Origin of the sequence: Sinorhizobium sp. CCBAU 05631, from assembly GCF_002288505.1 — a bacterium.
In the GTDB taxonomy this organism is placed as follows: Bacteria; Pseudomonadota; Alphaproteobacteria; order Rhizobiales; family Rhizobiaceae; genus Sinorhizobium; species Sinorhizobium fredii_C.
This window is the reverse complement of the sequence record NZ_CP023063.1, coordinates 3,921,462-3,936,379: the sequence shown is the minus strand read 5'-3', so window position 1 is coordinate 3,936,379 and position 14,918 is coordinate 3,921,462. Positions and strand designations below refer to the sequence as shown.

The window sequence follows — 14,918 nt, the reverse complement described above, 5'->3', positions numbered from 1 at the left end:
CAAGGGGCGCCGATGCGGGGAGAGGGACTGTGGAGCGCCGGGAGTCTCCTTCGCCCCGCCTGCGGGAGAATGTGGCCGGCAGGCCGGATGAGGGGGCTAACTCAGAGCGTCAGGCACGCAGCACGCCGCCCGTGCTCTTGGCGACGTTGGCGACGATGCGCGAGGTCAGCGCCTCGAAATCCTCGTCGGTGAGCGTCCGCTCGACCGGCTGGATCGTCACCTCGATGGCGACCGACTTCTTGCCCTCGTCGAGCGAGGCCCCCTCGAAGACGTCGAAGACGTTGACCGCTGTCACCAGCTTTCGGTCGGCGCCGGATGCCGCCCGCGCGATTGCAGCGGCCTCCACCGCCTTGTCGACGACGAAGGCGAAGTCGCGCTTGACCGCCTGGAAGGGCGAGAGCTCGAGCGCCGGCTTGGTGCGCGTCGCCTTCTTCTTCGGCTCCGGCATGGCGTCGACATAGATCTCGAAGCCGGCGATCGGACCGGAAACGTCGAGCGTGTCGAGCGTCTTCGGGTGGAACTCGCCGAAGGCGCCGAGCACGATCTTCGGCCCAAGCTTGATCGTGCCGGAACGGCCCGGATGATACCAGGCCGGGCCGCCGGCCTCGAGTTGGACATTGGCCATCGGCACGCCGCAGGCTTCGAGCACGGCGATCGCATCGGCCTTGGCGTCGAAGACGTCGACCGGCTTGCCGCCGCCCTTGGCGGCATTCGACCATAGCCGGCCGGCGCCGTTGAGCGACGCGGTGCCACGGCGGACGCCGCCGGCGACGCGGCGCTGCGCCTCGGGCGTGTCGCCCTCATAGATGCCCGAGACCTCGAAGATTGCCACGTCGCCATAGCCCTTGTCGGCATTGCGCTGCGCCGCGGTCAGAAGACCCGGCAGCAGCGACGGCCGCATGTCGGACATATCGGCGGCGATCGGATTGGCGAGCTTCAGCGCCGGCCGGCCGCCGCCGAAGAGCTTCGCCTGCTCTTCCGAGATGAACGACCAGGTGACGGCTTCGAGCATGCCGCGGCTTGCAAGCGCACGTCTCGCCTGGCGGGTGCGGATCTGCAGCGTCGTGAGGATCTTGCCGTTGACGGCGTTGTGGCTCGGCAAGGCCGCGGCGACGATGTTGTCGACGCCATGGATGCGCATCACTTCCTCGACGAGGTCCGCCTTGCCGTCGACGTCCGGCCGCCAGGAGGGCACGGTGACGCGGAAGCGCTCGCCGGAGCCCTCGACGCCGAAGCCGAGTTTTTGCAGGATCGACACGCTCTCCTCGGGAGAGACCTCGAGGCCGGTGAGCCGCTTCACTTCCGAGACCGGGAATTCGACGACCTTAGGCGCGTGGCCCTCATAGCCGACGACATCCAGCCTGGCGGCCGTGCCGCCGCAGAGCTCCAGCACCAGTTCGGTCGCCCGTTCGATGCCCGGCACCATGTATTCCGGATCGACGCCGCGCTCGAAGCGGTAGCGCGCATCGGTGATGATGCCGAGGGTGCGGCCGCTCTTGGCGATGTTCATCGGATCCCAGAGCGCCGATTCGATCAGCACTTCGGTGGTCGCCTCATCGCAGCCGGAATGCTCGCCGCCCATGATGCCGCCGATCGATTCGATCCCGTCCTCGTCGGCGATCACCACGTTGGCCGGCGACAGCGTGTATTCGCGCGTATCGAGGGCCAGCACCTTCTCGCCTTCCGTGGCGCGGCGGACCGTCAGGCTGCCGGTGACCTTGGCCGCGTCGAAAACGTGCAGCGGCCGGCCCTGATCGAAGGTCAAGTAATTGGTGATGTCGACGAGCGCGTTGATCGGCCGAAGCCCGATCGCCGCCAGCCGCTGGCGCATCCAGGCCGGGCTCGGGCCGTTCTTGACGCCGCGCACAAGGCGCAGCGCGAAACCGGGGCAGAGATGCCTGTCTTCGCCAAGATCGAGTGTTACCTTGACCGGCGTTGAGCCTTCGACCGGGAAGGACGGCGCCGGCCGCGTCTTGAGAGTTCCAAGGCCGGAGGCGGCGAGATCGCGGGCAATGCCGTGAACGCTGGTGCAATCCGGCCGGTTCGGCGTCAGATTGATCTCGATGACCGGATCGTCGAGGCCCGCATAGGCCGCGTAGCTCGTGCCGACCGGCGCATCCTCGGGCAGGTCGATGATGCCGGTGTGGTCGTCGGAAATCTCCAGCTCCTTTTCCGAGCACATCATGCCGCGGCTTTCGACGCCGCGGATATTGCCGACGGAAAGCGTCGTGTCGATGCCGGGCACGTAGGTGCCGGGGGCGGCAAAGGCGCCGACGAGGCCGGTGCGCGCGTTCGGCGCGCCGCAGACGACCTGCACCGGCTCGCCGGAGCCGGTATCGACCTTCAATACCTTAAGCTTGTCGGCATTCGGGTGCTGCTCGGCGGAGACGACCTTGGCGATGACGAAGGGCTTGAAGGCCGCCTTGTCGTCGACGTCCTCGACCTCCAGCCCGATCATCGTCAGGCGGGCGCAGATGTCCTCGAGCGAGGCGTCGGTTTCGAGATGGTCCTTCAGCCAGGAAAGCGTGAACTTCATGATTTCACCTGTGTCCTAAGTTTTCACGCCAAATTAAGCAGAGAGACCGCCGAACAGCGTCGGCATGTCGAGCGGCCGGAAGCCGTAATGGGTCATCCAGCGGACATCGGCGTTGAAGAAGTCGCGCAGGTCCGGCATGCCGTATTTCAGCATGGCGATACGATCGAGGCCCATACCCCAGGCAAAACCCTGGTACTCGTCCGGATCGAGGCCGCCGGCGCGCAGCACGTTCGGGTGCACCATGCCGCAGCCGAGGATCTCCATCCAGTCCTTGCCTTCGCCGAACTTGACGATCGGGCCGGAGCGATCGCACTGGATATCGACCTCGAAGGACGGCTCGGTGAAGGGGAAGAAGGACGGCCGGAAGCGCATCGTCACCTGATCGACCTCGAAGAACGCCTTGCAGAATTCCTCCAGCACCCAGCGCATGTTTGCGACGTTCGCCGCCTTGTCGATCACCAGGCCTTCGACCTGATGGAACATCGGCGAATGGGTGGCGTCGGAATCCTGGCGATAGGTCTTGCCCGGAATGATGATGCGGATCGGCGGCTTCTGAGCCTCCATCGTGCGAATTTGCACCGGCGATGTGTGCGTCCGCAGCACCTTGCGTTCTCCCTTCTCGTCCGGCTGGAAGAAGAACGTGTCGTGCATCTCGCGGGCCGGATGGCCCTCGGGGAAATTGAGCGCGGTGAAATTGTAATAGTCCGTCTCGATGTCGGGCCCCTCGGCGATCGAGAAGCCCATGTCGCCGAAAATCGCGGTGATCTCGTCGACGATCTGGCTGATCGGATGGATGCGGCCGCGCTCGGCCGGCGAGGAGCGAACCGGCAGGCTGATATCGACCGTCTCGCGCGCCAGCCGCTCGGCGATCGCCGCATCCTTCAGCGCTGACTTACGGGCCGAAATCGCCTCTGTGACGATGTTTTTCAGCGCGTTGATGCGGGCGCCGCGGGTCTGCCGCTCCTCCGGGCTCATCGTGCCGAGCGTCTTCAGAAGCTCCGAGATCGAACCCTTCTTGCCGAGGGCACCGACGCGCAACGCCTCGATCGCCCCCTCGTCGGCGGCGGCATCGATTTCCGCCAGCAATGTCCGTTCCAATGTTTCCAGTTCGCTCATTCTGTCTGCCTCGATGCGGAAATGGTTTGTTTTATCGGTTCAACACTGCAGCGATGTGATCGCCGGCGATCGAGCCGAACAAGAAAAACCCGCGCCAGCCCTGCCAGCGCGGGTTTCCCAACAATTTCAGAAACGGTCTTGGGAAAACGCTGGCTTAACGGACAGCGCTCTCAAACTCGTTTGCCGTGCCGGCTTCCTTGAGATAGGCGAGCGCCTTCTTGGAAGCCTCGACGAGCGCGCCGAATGCTGCCGGCTCATGAATCGCCATGTCGGACAGAACCTTGCGGTCTACTTCGATGCCAGCCTTGTTCAGGCCGTCGATGAAGCGGCCGTAGGTCAAACCGAATTCACGGACAGCAGCGTTGATGCGCTGGATCCAGAGGGCGCGGAAGTTGCGCTTGTTAACCTTGCGGTCGCGATAGGCGTACTGCTTGGAACGGTCGACCGCTGCCTTGGCGGCGCGGATCGTGTTCTTACGGCGGCCGTAGAAACCCTTGGCGGCCTTCAGCGTCTTCTTGTGCTTGGCGTGGGCGGTAACGCCGCGTTTTACACGTGCCATGTCATGATCTCCTTAACGTGTCCAATATGCCTGAAGTCTCAGAGACCGTTCGGCAGGTAGTTCTTGACGACCTTCTTGCCATCAGGCTCGGCGAGAACCATGGTCCCGCGCGCGTCGCGAATGAACTTGTTGGTACGCTTGATCATGCCGTGGCGCTTGCCGGCAGCGGCAGCGCGCACCTTGCCGGTCGCGGTTACCTTGAACCGCTTCTTGGCAGACGACTTCGTCTTCATCTTGGGCATTTTGCTACTCCATTGTTCTTGGTATCTGAAACCGGCTGACGAGGCTGGTTTCCAGCGTTAAGAACGGCCACGGCATGCCCTGCCGGACCGTTCGGACCGGGGGCTTGTAGCCGAAGTCCTGCAAAAGCGCAAGCCGCGCGTCGATCCTGCGCCCACGACGTCAGACGGGATCGCGCCACGGACGCCGCACGACCCTGACAGGAAAGGTCAGCCGCGCTCTCAGCCCTCCTAGATCAGATTGATCGATGGTCAAGGAGGCGCCGTAGGCGTCGGCGATATCCGCACTGATCGCCAGACCCAGCCCGGTGCCTTCCGGCTCTCGTTCGTCGCTGCTGTCGATTCGCGCGCCGCGTTTGAGGATCGCCTCGCGGTCCTGCTCGGCAATGCCGGGCCCGTCGTCCTCAATCACGATGGTAATCGCGTCGTTCGCCCGGCGTGCCGAGAAGCGGATGAAGGAACGGGCCCATTTGGCGGCGTTATCGAGGAGATTGCCGAGGCACTCGGCGAGGTCGGCCGGATCGACGTCGAGAGAAAGCGAGCTGTCGATCGAGACCTCCCAGGCGACATTCCGCTCGGCGGTGACCGGACGAAGGACGCTGACGAGCTTGCCGCCAAGGCCCATGACCGACGTCGTCGCCATCCGCTCGACGCCCATGCGCGCGGCCTGCAGCTGCCGGTCGGCCCGCTGACGGGCGAGTTCCACCTGTCTGAGCGCGAGGGCGCGATCCTCGGGCGGAAGCCGGTCGGCAAGCTGCGCGAGCACCGTCAGCGGCGTCTTAAGGCCATGGGCGAGATCGCTGGCCCGGGCACGCGCGCGCTCGACCGCCACTTCGCGTTCCTTGAGGAGGAGATTGATCTCGCTGACCAGCGGCTGCACTTCGCTCGGGCCGGAGGTCCCGAAATCCCGTTCGCGGCCGGCGCGCACTGCGGCCGCCCGCTCGCTGAGGCGGCGGAGCGGTACGAGCCCTATGGCATTCTGGAAAAAGGCGGCGGCGGCAAGCACCCCGGCGGTGGCAAGCAGCATCAGCCGCAGCGGCGCCTGGAAATCCCCCAGCGCCTCGTCCAGTTCCCGCTGCGGAAACGCCGCCGACGCGACGAAGCGGACCGGCCGGGCATCCTCGCCGAGCGACAGCGTTTGGCTGTGCACCAGCATCAGACGACCGTCGGGACCCTCGCTGGTGGTAAACCCCTCATAGTGCGGGCTGGGCGGCGCGTCGGCATCGATCGATACGTCCCAAAGCGAGCGCGACCGCAAGATGTCGCTGCCGTCGATGGGCGAGATCTGCCAATAGCGGCCGCCGTTCGGCAGGTCGAAACGCGGATCGGCCGGCTCTCCGGTGAGCATCAGCTTGCCGTCCCGCACGGCGAGTTCGGCGGCGAGCGTGTCGACGGTCGTCATCATCTCGCTGCGGTAGCGCCCGACCACGTGGTCGGTGAACAGCCGCGTCAGGGAAAGCCATGCAACGAGCAGCACGAGGCCGATCGCGATCACCGCTCCGACCGCCAGTCGCAGCCGCAGCGAGCGCATCATGAGGGATCGTCACGCAGCAGATAGCCGAAGCCGCGACGCGTCTCGATGGCGCCGCTTTCGGTCTTGCGGCGCAGGCGGGCGATCATCGCCTCGACCGCGTTCTTGGCCGAATCGTCGTCGCGTCCCTGGACATGGCTTGCCAGTTCGAGCGAGGTCAGCACTTCGCCCTTGCGCTCGATGAAGTAGGCGACCATGCGGAATTCGAGCGGGCTGAGTTCGAGCGCCTCTCCGTCGAACGTCACCCGGCGGGTCGCCTCGTCGAGCGTAAAACGGCCCGCCGATTTGGTGATCTGGAATCGCGGGCCGGCGCGCCGCAGAAGCGCCCTCAGCCGCGCCAGCAATTCCTCGGCCCGAAACGGCTTGGGAATATAGTCGTCGGCGCCGGCCTCGAAGCCGTCGACGCGCTCCATCCAGGATCCGCGGGCGGTCAGGACCACGACGGGCGTTTCCACACCGTCGTGGCGCCACCGCTTGAGGATCGACAATCCGTCGAGACCGGGCAGACCGAGGTCGAGGATGATGGCGGCATAGCCGCCGTCTTCACCGCGCTCCCAGATGTCGGGACCGTGCGCCAGCGTATCGACCGCGTAGCCTTCGGCCTCGAGCTTGCCGCGGACATGGCCCGCGATATTGGGATCGTCTTCTGCCAGAAGTATGCGCATGTCTGCCTCAGAAATTCACGAATCTGCCGGTGCGCGCATCGATCCCGAGATCGCGGATGACGCCTGTGCCATCGCGCGTCCTCAGCCGGTAGACGTCGCTGCCCATGTATCGTACCAGCTCGACTGCGATGACCATGCCGTAGAGATCGCGATCGACCAGGGCGAGCAGCTTGCTGAGCGGCAGGATCTCTCCCCTGGCGACCGCGTCCCGCGCATCCTCCTGGCTTCTGGTTTCCCCGGTCCTGTCGTTCTCCGGGGCCGCCGTGCTGCGGTCGCCTCGGGTGCCGGTATCGCCGCTGCCGCCGGTATCCGAGGTGTCGCGGCTGTCCTTTCCGTCCTCGGCCAAAGCGGCACCGCTCGCGGACAACGGCAGGACACAGGAGGCGACCGACCAGCAAACGAATGCGGCCAGACTCCGGCGCATGAGCGAAGCGGGACGGGGCGGCGCAGCGCGCTCCAGGCAGATATGGTCTCTCATTATCCCCTCAACACAGGTCGCCGCAGCATCCGCCAGAAAAGTGACGGAAACAGGGGTGGAACTTCGATTTTCTTGCTGAAACGGGCGTGCCCCTCGCAGCAGGATGATGCAAGAGGCACGAATATGATAAGTCTGCGGCGATGGCGACAGCCACCGCCGCAGTTCAGGGCTCAGCCCGGAATCGGATCAGTTCGCCGTCGGCGTTCCGCCACCGTCTTGTCCACCGCCGGTACCAGTATCCTGTCCGCCACCGGAACCACCTTCGCCGCCGGTGCCGCCACCTTCGCCGCCGCTGCCGCCGCCTTCGCCGCCGGTGCCGCCGCCTTCGCCGCCGGTGCCGCCGCCTTCGCCGCCGCTGCCGCCGCCTTCGCCGCCGCTGCCGCCGCCTTCGCCGCCGCTGCCGCCGCCTTCGCCGCCGCTGCCGCCGCCTTCGCCGCCGGTGCCGCCGCCTTCGCCGCCGCTGCCGCCGCCTTCGCCGCCGCTGCCGCCGCCTTCGCCGCCGCTGCCGCCACCTTCGCCGCCGGTGCCGCCGCCTTCGCCGCCGGTGCCGCCGCCTTCGCCGCCGGTGCCGCCGCCTTCGCCGCCGGTGCCGCCGCCTTCGCCGCCGGTGCCGCCGCCTTCACCGCCGGTGCCGCCGCCTTCGCCGCCAGTGCCGCCGCCTTCGCCGCCGGTGCCGCCGCCTTCACCGCCAGTGCCGCCGCCAGTGTCTTGTCCACCGCCGGTACCGGTATCCTGTCCACCGCCTGTGCCGGTGTCCTGTCCGCCGCCGGATCCACCTTCGCCACCTGTAGTGGGGCTGCTCGTGTCGAAGCCGCCATTAGGTCCGGCTTCGAAGCTGCTGGCCGCGCCGGTATCCGCAAGAGCCATCGTCACGGGTCCTCCAACGACGCCGATCAAGCTCACTGTGGAAACGAGCAGCACTTTTTTGAATGCGCTGTGCATATCTATACCCTTCCTTGTTTTGGAACGGGCAGAGACTGGCATCCGGCAACTGACAGGCGGCTGAGCGCGGTTGTCAGCATTCTGTCAGGCCCGCCAACGATGCGCCACTGCATGTCTCCTTAAATCGACCTCGATTTAAGGAGACATGCAGCAATTCAAAGTGCTACAGCGACCTTTGCGCGTCTGATAAGACGCGCGGCGCTGTAGAACGCAAAAAGCCGCCTCACGGCGGCTTTTACTTGGGATTTCGCGTGCGGCCCACGCCTTCGTGCTTACTTCGGCGCGAGCACCATCATCATCTGGCGGCCCTCGAGCTTCGGCTCGGCTTCGACCTTGGCGATCGCCTGCGTATCGTCCTTGACCTGCAGCAGAAGCTTCATGCCGAGCTCCTGGTGGGCCATTTCGCGGCCGCGGAACTTCAGCGTCACCTTGACCTTGTCGCCCTCTTCGAAGAAGCGGTTCATCGCCTTCATCTTCACCTCGTAATCATGGGTGTCGATGTTCGGGCGCATCTTGATTTCCTTGATCTCGACGATCTTCTGCTTCTTGCGCGCCTCGGCCGCCTTCTTCTGGTTGGCGTATTTCAACTTGCCAAGATCGAGAATCTTGCACACCGGCGGTTCGGAGTTCGGTGCGATCTCCACCAGATCAAGACCGGCCTCTTCCGCCATGCGGAGCGCCTGGTCGATCGGCACGTTGCCCATGTTCTGGCCTTCGGCGTCGATGAGCTGAACCCGGGGAACCCGGATTTCCTTGTTTGCGCGCGGGCCTTCCTTGACTGGGGCGTCCGCTTTGAACGGTCTGCGAATGGTCGTACTCTCCTCGAGCTGTTTTCGGTAATAGTGGTCGATCAAACGATCAGCGTCATCTCAAACTAGCGCTTGAAACAGTCACTGACGGCAATGTGTGAATTGCGGCTCCAGAGTCAATAGCATGGGTCGCAAGGAAAATCACCTCTTCCAGGCTCTGGCGAATCTGTTTTTAGCGGGATATCTGAACGAAACGGGTGCTTGCGAGGAATTAAGCGATGCCAGCCATGCCGGCCGAAACCGAAGTCACGCATGTAAAGGTGGGCGCGGAAGCCTCGGCGCGCAACATCGCCGTGCGGATTTTCCGCGCCGAACTCCCCTCAAACCGCCCGGCGCTCGTCTGGCTCGGCGGCTACCGGTCCGACATGACCGGCACGAAGGCGCTCGAAGTCGAACGCCATGCGCAAGCGATCGGAACGGACTGCGTCCGCTTCGACTATTCCGGCCACGGCGCTTCCGGCGGCGACTTCAAGGAAGGCACGATCTCGCGCTGGCTCGAGGAAAGCCTTGCCGTCGTCGATCACGCGGTCGCCGGGCGCATGATCCTGATCGGCTCCTCCATGGGCGCATGGGTGGCACTGCGCCTCATCGAAGAGCTGAGAGCACGCGGTGAGGGGAAGCGCATCGCCGGCCTGGTGCTGATCGCCCCTGCCCCCGACTTCACCGCCGAGCTGATCGAGCCCAACCTGTCGCCGGCCGAACGGGCTTCACTCGCCGAACGCGGCTATTTCGAGGAGCCGTCGGAATATAGCCCGGAGCCGAATGTCTTCACCCGCGCCCTGATCGAGGACGGGCGGGAAAATCGAGTCCTTAAAGGGCCGATCGCGACCGGCTGCCCGGTGCATATTCTCCAGGGGATGCGCGATCCCGATGTGCCCTATACGCATGCGCTGAAGCTCATGGAGCACATGCCGGCGGACGATGTCGTCATGACCCTCATTCGCGACGGCGACCACCGGTTGTCGCGCGAGGAAGACGTCTTCAAACTGAAACAGGCGATCAGCGCCATGCTCGCCAAGGCCTAACTTCCGGGCCGGCACTCGTCAACAAACCGCCCCGTTTTCGGAACCATCCCGGACAGCCCGGGATGCAAGGCTTCCGCTGACTTATAGTGGATGATCTTAACCATATAGGTCAATCAGACGAATCGGTAGATTGACTCAAACCGCCCCGCCATATTAACACTTTATTAACGATTAGAGCAGCGCTAGGGGAAGCCTACAAAAGCTGTCATCAACTTGAGATTGCGCGTGCACGCACGCGGTGCAGGGGATTTGTATGGCATTTTGGACCGGGGTAAAGGCAGGCGTCGCGGGATTCTGCGCATTTTTCATTTCGGCAAGCATGGCGGTTCCCGCTCAGTCGGGATCCACTCCCTGGATGCAGACCGGCTCTGCAACCTCGCAGCCAATCGGGCATTTCGAATTCTGTCAGAAGAACAGAAGCGAATGCGGCGTCCGGTCTCGGGCGGGCGCGCCGCCGCGCGTCACGGCGAGCGGCTGGGCGGTCATCCGGCAGGTGAACGCAGCCGTCAACCGCGAGATCTCGCCGGTCACCGACCAGGAGCTTCTCGGCCGCGACGAGGTCTGGTCCTATCCGAAGGGCCGGGGCGACTGCGAGGATTTCGCGCTTGAAAAGCGCCGGCGCCTGATGCAGCGCGGCTTCGCGGCCGGCAATCTGCTGTTGACGGTAGTGCGCAAGCCCGACGGCGAGGGTCATGCCGTTCTGACGGTGCGCACCGCCCAGGGCGATTTTATCCTCGACAATCTCGACAACGGCGTGAAGCTCTGGACCAACACGCACTACCGCTTCCTGAAGCGCCAGGCTTCGAGCAATAGCGGCCGCTGGGTGACGATCGACAACAGCGCCGAGGTGCTGGTCGGTTCGGTCGGCAACTGAACCGCCGGACAATTCGATCAAGAAAGGGCCGGTCAGCGGCCCTTTTTTCATGGCGTCTCTTCCCAATTCCGCTGCGCCGTCGTCGCATCACGCATTGCCGATGACGATGCCCGCCGCGAGCACCAGGCCGCCGCCGAGCACGACCTGAAAGGCCGCCCTGAGGAACGGCGTTTCCATAAACCGGTTCTGGATGAAGGCAATGGCCCAGAGCTCGAAGAAGACGATCGCCACCGCGGTCACCGTCGCCGTCCAGAAATGCGGGATCAGATAGGGAAGCGCATGGCCAAGGCCGCCGAGCGCGGTCATCACGCCGGAGGCGAGACCGCGCTTGATCGGTGAGCCGCGGCCGGAAAGCTTGCCGTCGTCGTGGGCGGCTTCGGTAAAACCCATGGAGATGCCGGCACCGACCGAGGCCGACAGCCCGACCAAGAAGGTCTGCCAGGTATCCTGGGTTGCAAAAGCGGCAGCGAAGATCGGCGCCAGGGTCGAGACCGAACCGTCCATCAAACCTGCGAGACCCGGCTGCACATAGGTAAGGATGAACTGTCGGTGCGACGTTCGGTCTTCCTCGGCCCGCACTTGCGCCGGCGCATGACTTTCGCCGAGCCGGCGGGCGAGAGACTCATGTGCCTTCTCGGCAATCGCCAGATCCCCCAACAGCTTGCGCGTCGCCGCGTCCCGCGTGCGTGCTGCCGCCTCGAGATAGAAGCGGTGGGCAGCCTCCTCCATGGCTTCCGCCTCTGCGCGCGCTTTCTCGATCGGCATCTCGGCAATGAGCCAATCGGGCTTCCGCTCCGGGAAATCGCGCACATGCTCGCGCCGGATGAGCGGAATCCGGCTGCCGAAGCGTGCCACGTGCAGGTCGATCAGCGCCTGTCGGTGGTGGCTCTCTTCCTCGGCCATGCCTTCGAACACGCGGGCGGAATGCGGGTATTTTTCGCGCAGCGCATCCGCATAGGCGAGGTAAATGCGTCCGTCGTCTTCTTCGGAAGAAATGGCGAGTGCCAGAATATCCTGTTCGCCCAGCGACAGAAACGGACGCTTCGAGCGGGAGAAGAGACGGGAAAACATCGATAGCAGCCTTCTTTAGAATTATTCTAAAGAAATAGGCGGCGTATCCTCAGGCGTCAAGGCCGTGGGCCGGTAGGCAGCCGACGCAGCGCCGCCGCCATTCTCCGACCCGCCGGCAAGGTTTCTCCCAATTCAGGCTTGGCGCGGTGAGCCTCGCTTCATTCCGCGTCGGCGACGCGGAGCGTCTCGAGCGTCGGCATCGAGGTGATGTTATAGCCGGAATCCACGTAATGGATTTCACCGGTGACGCCCCGGGAAAGATCGGAAAGCAAGTAGAGCGCCGAGCTGCCGACGTCCTCGATGGTGACCGTGCGGCGCAGCGGCGAATTCTTCTGCTGCCAGGAGAGCATGGCGCGGGCGTCGGAAATGCCGGCGCCGGCGAGCGTGCGGATCGGGCCGGCGGAGATGGCGTTGACGCGGATGCTGCGGGTTCCGTAGTCGGCCGCAAGGTAGCGCACCGAGGCTTCGAGCGCCGCCTTGGCGACCCCCATGACATTGTAGTTCGGCATCACCCGCACCGAGCCGCCATAGGTCAGCGTCAGCATCGTGCCGCCATCGCTCATGAGGTCGGCGGCGCGCCTGGCGATCTCGGTGAAGGAGAAGCAGGAGATCACCATGGTGCGGCTGAAATTCTCCCGCGACGTATCCGCGTAGAGACCTTTCAACTCGCTCTTGTCGGAGAAGCCGATGGCATGGACGACGAAGTCGAGCTTGCCCCAGCGCTCCTTGATCGCGTCTATGACGGCGTCGACCGAGGCGATGTCCTCGACGTCGCAGGGGAGAAGGAAGTCGGAATTCAGCTCCGCGGCAAGCGGCTTGACGCGCTTGCCGAGCGCCTCGCCCTGATAGGTGAAGGCGAGTTCGGCGCCCTGGCTTGCGAGGGCCTTGGCAATTCCCCAGGCAATAGAATGGTTGTTGGCCACCCCCATGATGAGGCCGCGCTTTCCGTTCATCAGTCCGTTCATCTGGTTATCCGTTATAGCGCTGGAAGACGAGCGTGGCATTGGTGCCGCCGAAACCGAAGGAGTTCGAGAGAACCGTGTCGATCTTGGCGTTGTCGATGCGCTTGCGGACGATCGGCACGCCCTCGAATTCGGGATCGAGCGTGTCGATATGGGCGCTTTCGCCGATGAAGCCGGCCTGCATCATCAACAGGCCGTAGATCGATTCCTGCACGCCGGCAGCCCCGAGCGAATGGCCGGTCAACGATTTTGTCGACTGGATGTGCGGCATCTTCTCGCCGAACACCTCGCGGATGGCGCCGATCTCCTTCTGGTCGCCGACCGGCGTCGAGGTTCCGTGCGTGTTGATATAGTCGACCTCGCCCTTCACGGTCGCGAGCGCCTGGCGCATGCAGCGCACCGCGCCCTCGCCGGAGGGGGCCACCATGTCGTAGCCGTCCGAGGTCGCGCCATAGCCGACGATCTCGGCATAGATCTTGGCGCCGCGGGCCTTGGCGCGCTCCAGCTCCTCGAGCACGAGGACGCCGGCGCCGCCGGCGATCACGAAACCGTCGCGGTCGACGTCATAGGCGCGCGAGGCCGAGGCCGGCGTGTCGTTGTACTTGGAGGACATGGCGCCCATGGCGTCGAAGAGGTTCGACATGGTCCAGTCGAGATCTTCGTGGCCGCCGGCGAACATCACGTCCTGCTTGCCCCACTGGATCATTTCCGCGGCGTTGCCGATGCAATGCGCCGAGGTCGAGCAGGCCGACGAGATCGAGTAGTTGACGCCGTGGATCTGGAACCAGGTGGCAAGCGTCGCGGAAGCGGTCGAGGACATCGCCTTCGGCACCGCGAAGGGGCCGATGCGCTTGGGGCTGACATTCTTGCGGGTGATCTCTGCGGCCTCGACGATGGTGCGCGTCGAGGCGCCGCCGGAACCCATGATGATGCCGGTGCGCTCATTGGTGATGTCGGCGGCATCGAGGCCCGCATCGGCAATCGCCTGCTTCATCGCCACATGGTTCCAGGCACCCGCCTGCGACAGGAATCGCATGGCACGCCGGTCGACGAGTTCGGCCGGGTCGAGCGTCGGCTGGCCCCAGACCTGGCACTTGAAGCCGTGCTCGGCGAAATCCGGGGAAAAGGTGATGCCCGACTTCGCTTCGCGCAGCGACGCGGTGACTTCGTCGGCATTGTTACCGATCGAGGAAACGATGCCGAGGCCCGTTACAACAACCCGTCTCATGGTAGATGACCTTTTCTTTATCTCGCTGGATGCGGGAGACGTCCCGCGGCTTAGTCGGCCTTGTCCTTGGACAGACCGACACGCAGATCGGTCGCCTGATAGATAGTCTCGCCATCGGCCTTCAGCCAACCGTCGGCGGTGCCGAGGACGAGGCGCCCGCGCATGACCCGCTTGAAGTCGATTCCGTATTGAAGCAGCTTGGTATGGGGACGAACCATGCCCTTGAACTTCACTTCGCCGGTCGACAGCGCCATGCCGCGGCCCGGTTCGCCGAGCCAGCCCAGGAAGAAGCCGGTCAATTGCCACATGCCGTCGAGGCCCAAGCAGCCGGGCATGATCGGGTTGCCCCGGAAATGGCATGGGAAATACCAGTCGTCCGGACTGACGTCGTATTCGGCGCGGATAAATCCCTTGTCGAAGTCGCCGCCCGTTTCGGAAATCTCCGTGATGCGATGGACCATCAGCATCGGCGGCAGCGGCAGCTGCGCATTGCCGGGGCCAAACAGTTCGCCTCGGCCGCAGGCAAGGATTTCCTCATAGCTGAAGCTGGATTGCCTGGTGGTCATGAATGGTTGCTTCCCCGAGTTCTCAAAAGTTCTCCGACCTGCTTTAGAGCAAGTTCGGCCTGAATTGAAGCGCGGCCCGTTATGGTCGCTGCCGGTTGCAGTCTGTCACCGTCGTCCAAGCAGAGCGACATGCGGGTGGAAAAACCCGTCTCGCATTGTCCTAAGCGCCGCTCCCTAGGCGATGGCGTTCCGCCGTCGCTTACAGTATGTATGTGGCCTCTGCCAGAGTTAAATGCCAGCCTTCCCCCCCTTTAGGCCGTTTTTCAGGCCTTTGCAGGTCCTTCCAGGGGCGGAATCTATTGAAAGCCTCGGCGGCA

The 14,918-nt window shown here is 64.4% G+C and carries 15 protein-coding genes; 2 read left to right on the top strand and 13 right to left on the bottom strand.

The window, feature by feature from the left end; all coding sequences use genetic code 11:
• Positions 1-109: 109 nt before the first annotated feature.
• The 9 genes from pheT to infC form a co-directional block, all read right to left on the bottom strand.
• Positions 110-2,536, bottom strand: coding sequence for a phenylalanine--tRNA ligase subunit beta (gene pheT / locus SS05631_RS19030; protein WP_037421049.1), 2,427 nt, complete (start codon positions 2,534-2,536; stop codon positions 110-112).
• A 33-nt stretch (positions 2,537-2,569) separates the two neighbouring features.
• A complete protein-coding gene (pheS, locus tag SS05631_RS19025; RefSeq protein WP_037421051.1) occupies positions 2,570-3,652 on the bottom strand; it encodes a phenylalanine--tRNA ligase subunit alpha in 1,083 nt (360 codons plus the stop codon).
• Positions 3,653-3,806: 154 nt separating this feature from the next.
• Positions 3,807-4,211, bottom strand: coding sequence for a 50S ribosomal protein L20 (gene rplT, locus SS05631_RS19020; protein WP_012710091.1), 405 nt, complete (start codon positions 4,209-4,211; stop codon positions 3,807-3,809).
• A gap of 38 nt (positions 4,212-4,249) precedes the next feature.
• Positions 4,250-4,453 (bottom strand): 50S ribosomal protein L35, encoded by a 204-nt coding sequence (gene rpmI / locus SS05631_RS19015; protein ID WP_012710090.1) that lies wholly within the window; start codon positions 4,451-4,453, stop codon positions 4,250-4,252.
• Positions 4,454-4,613: 160 nt separating this feature from the next.
• Entirely contained in the window at positions 4,614-5,984 is a 1,371-nt protein-coding gene (locus tag SS05631_RS19010; RefSeq protein WP_095678036.1) for a HAMP domain-containing sensor histidine kinase, read from the bottom strand.
• The gene (locus tag SS05631_RS19005; protein ID WP_037421100.1) at positions 5,981-6,646 is read right to left on the bottom strand and encodes a response regulator transcription factor; all 666 of its coding nucleotides are present in this window, start codon (positions 6,644-6,646) and stop codon (positions 5,981-5,983) included. The genes SS05631_RS19010 and SS05631_RS19005 overlap by 4 nt, the downstream gene beginning before the upstream one ends.
• Positions 6,647-6,653: 7 nt before the next feature.
• Entirely contained in the window at positions 6,654-7,124 is a 471-nt protein-coding gene (locus SS05631_RS19000) for a hypothetical protein (RefSeq protein WP_037421103.1), read from the bottom strand.
• A 186-nt stretch (positions 7,125-7,310) separates the two neighbouring features.
• Complete coding sequence (locus SS05631_RS18995; RefSeq protein ID WP_095678035.1) at positions 7,311-8,066, bottom strand: hypothetical protein; 756 nt, start codon at positions 8,064-8,066, stop codon at positions 7,311-7,313.
• Between the two features lie 272 nt (positions 8,067-8,338).
• On the bottom strand, positions 8,339-8,875 hold the full coding sequence (gene infC, locus SS05631_RS18990) for a translation initiation factor IF-3 (protein ID WP_083854172.1): 537 nt from the start codon (positions 8,873-8,875) through the stop codon (positions 8,339-8,341).
• A 218-nt stretch (positions 8,876-9,093) separates the two neighbouring features.
• Here infC and SS05631_RS18985 point away from each other — a divergent pair, with 218 nt between their 5' ends.
• Together SS05631_RS18985 and SS05631_RS18980 are read left to right on the top strand one after the other, a co-directional pair.
• Positions 9,094-9,900: an alpha/beta hydrolase gene (locus tag SS05631_RS18985; protein WP_037422304.1), complete on the top strand. Its 807-nt coding sequence runs from the start codon at positions 9,094-9,096 to the stop codon at positions 9,898-9,900.
• A gap of 253 nt (positions 9,901-10,153) precedes the next feature.
• On the top strand, positions 10,154-10,774 hold the full coding sequence (locus SS05631_RS18980; protein WP_037422307.1) for a transglutaminase-like cysteine peptidase: 621 nt from the start codon (positions 10,154-10,156) through the stop codon (positions 10,772-10,774).
• 87 nt (positions 10,775-10,861) lie between these two features.
• Here SS05631_RS18980 and mbfA read toward each other — a convergent pair whose 3' ends face one another.
• The 4 genes from mbfA to fabA all read right to left on the bottom strand — a co-directional run bounded on the left by mbfA (position 10,862) and on the right by fabA (position 14,601).
• A complete protein-coding gene (mbfA, locus tag SS05631_RS18975; RefSeq protein ID WP_037422309.1) occupies positions 10,862-11,845 on the bottom strand; it encodes an iron exporter MbfA in 984 nt (327 codons plus the stop codon).
• A 158-nt stretch (positions 11,846-12,003) separates the two neighbouring features.
• Complete coding sequence (fabI, locus tag SS05631_RS18970; protein ID WP_037422312.1) at positions 12,004-12,810, bottom strand: enoyl-ACP reductase FabI; 807 nt, start codon at positions 12,808-12,810, stop codon at positions 12,004-12,006.
• A gap of 4 nt (positions 12,811-12,814) precedes the next feature.
• Positions 12,815-14,035, bottom strand: a complete 1,221-nt coding sequence (fabB, locus tag SS05631_RS18965) for a beta-ketoacyl-ACP synthase I (protein ID WP_037422315.1) — start codon at positions 14,033-14,035, stop codon at positions 12,815-12,817.
• A gap of 50 nt (positions 14,036-14,085) precedes the next feature.
• Positions 14,086-14,601: a 3-hydroxyacyl-[acyl-carrier-protein] dehydratase FabA gene (gene fabA / locus SS05631_RS18960; RefSeq protein ID WP_037422317.1), complete on the bottom strand. Its 516-nt coding sequence runs from the start codon at positions 14,599-14,601 to the stop codon at positions 14,086-14,088.
• Between the last annotated feature and the right edge of the window lie 317 nt (positions 14,602-14,918).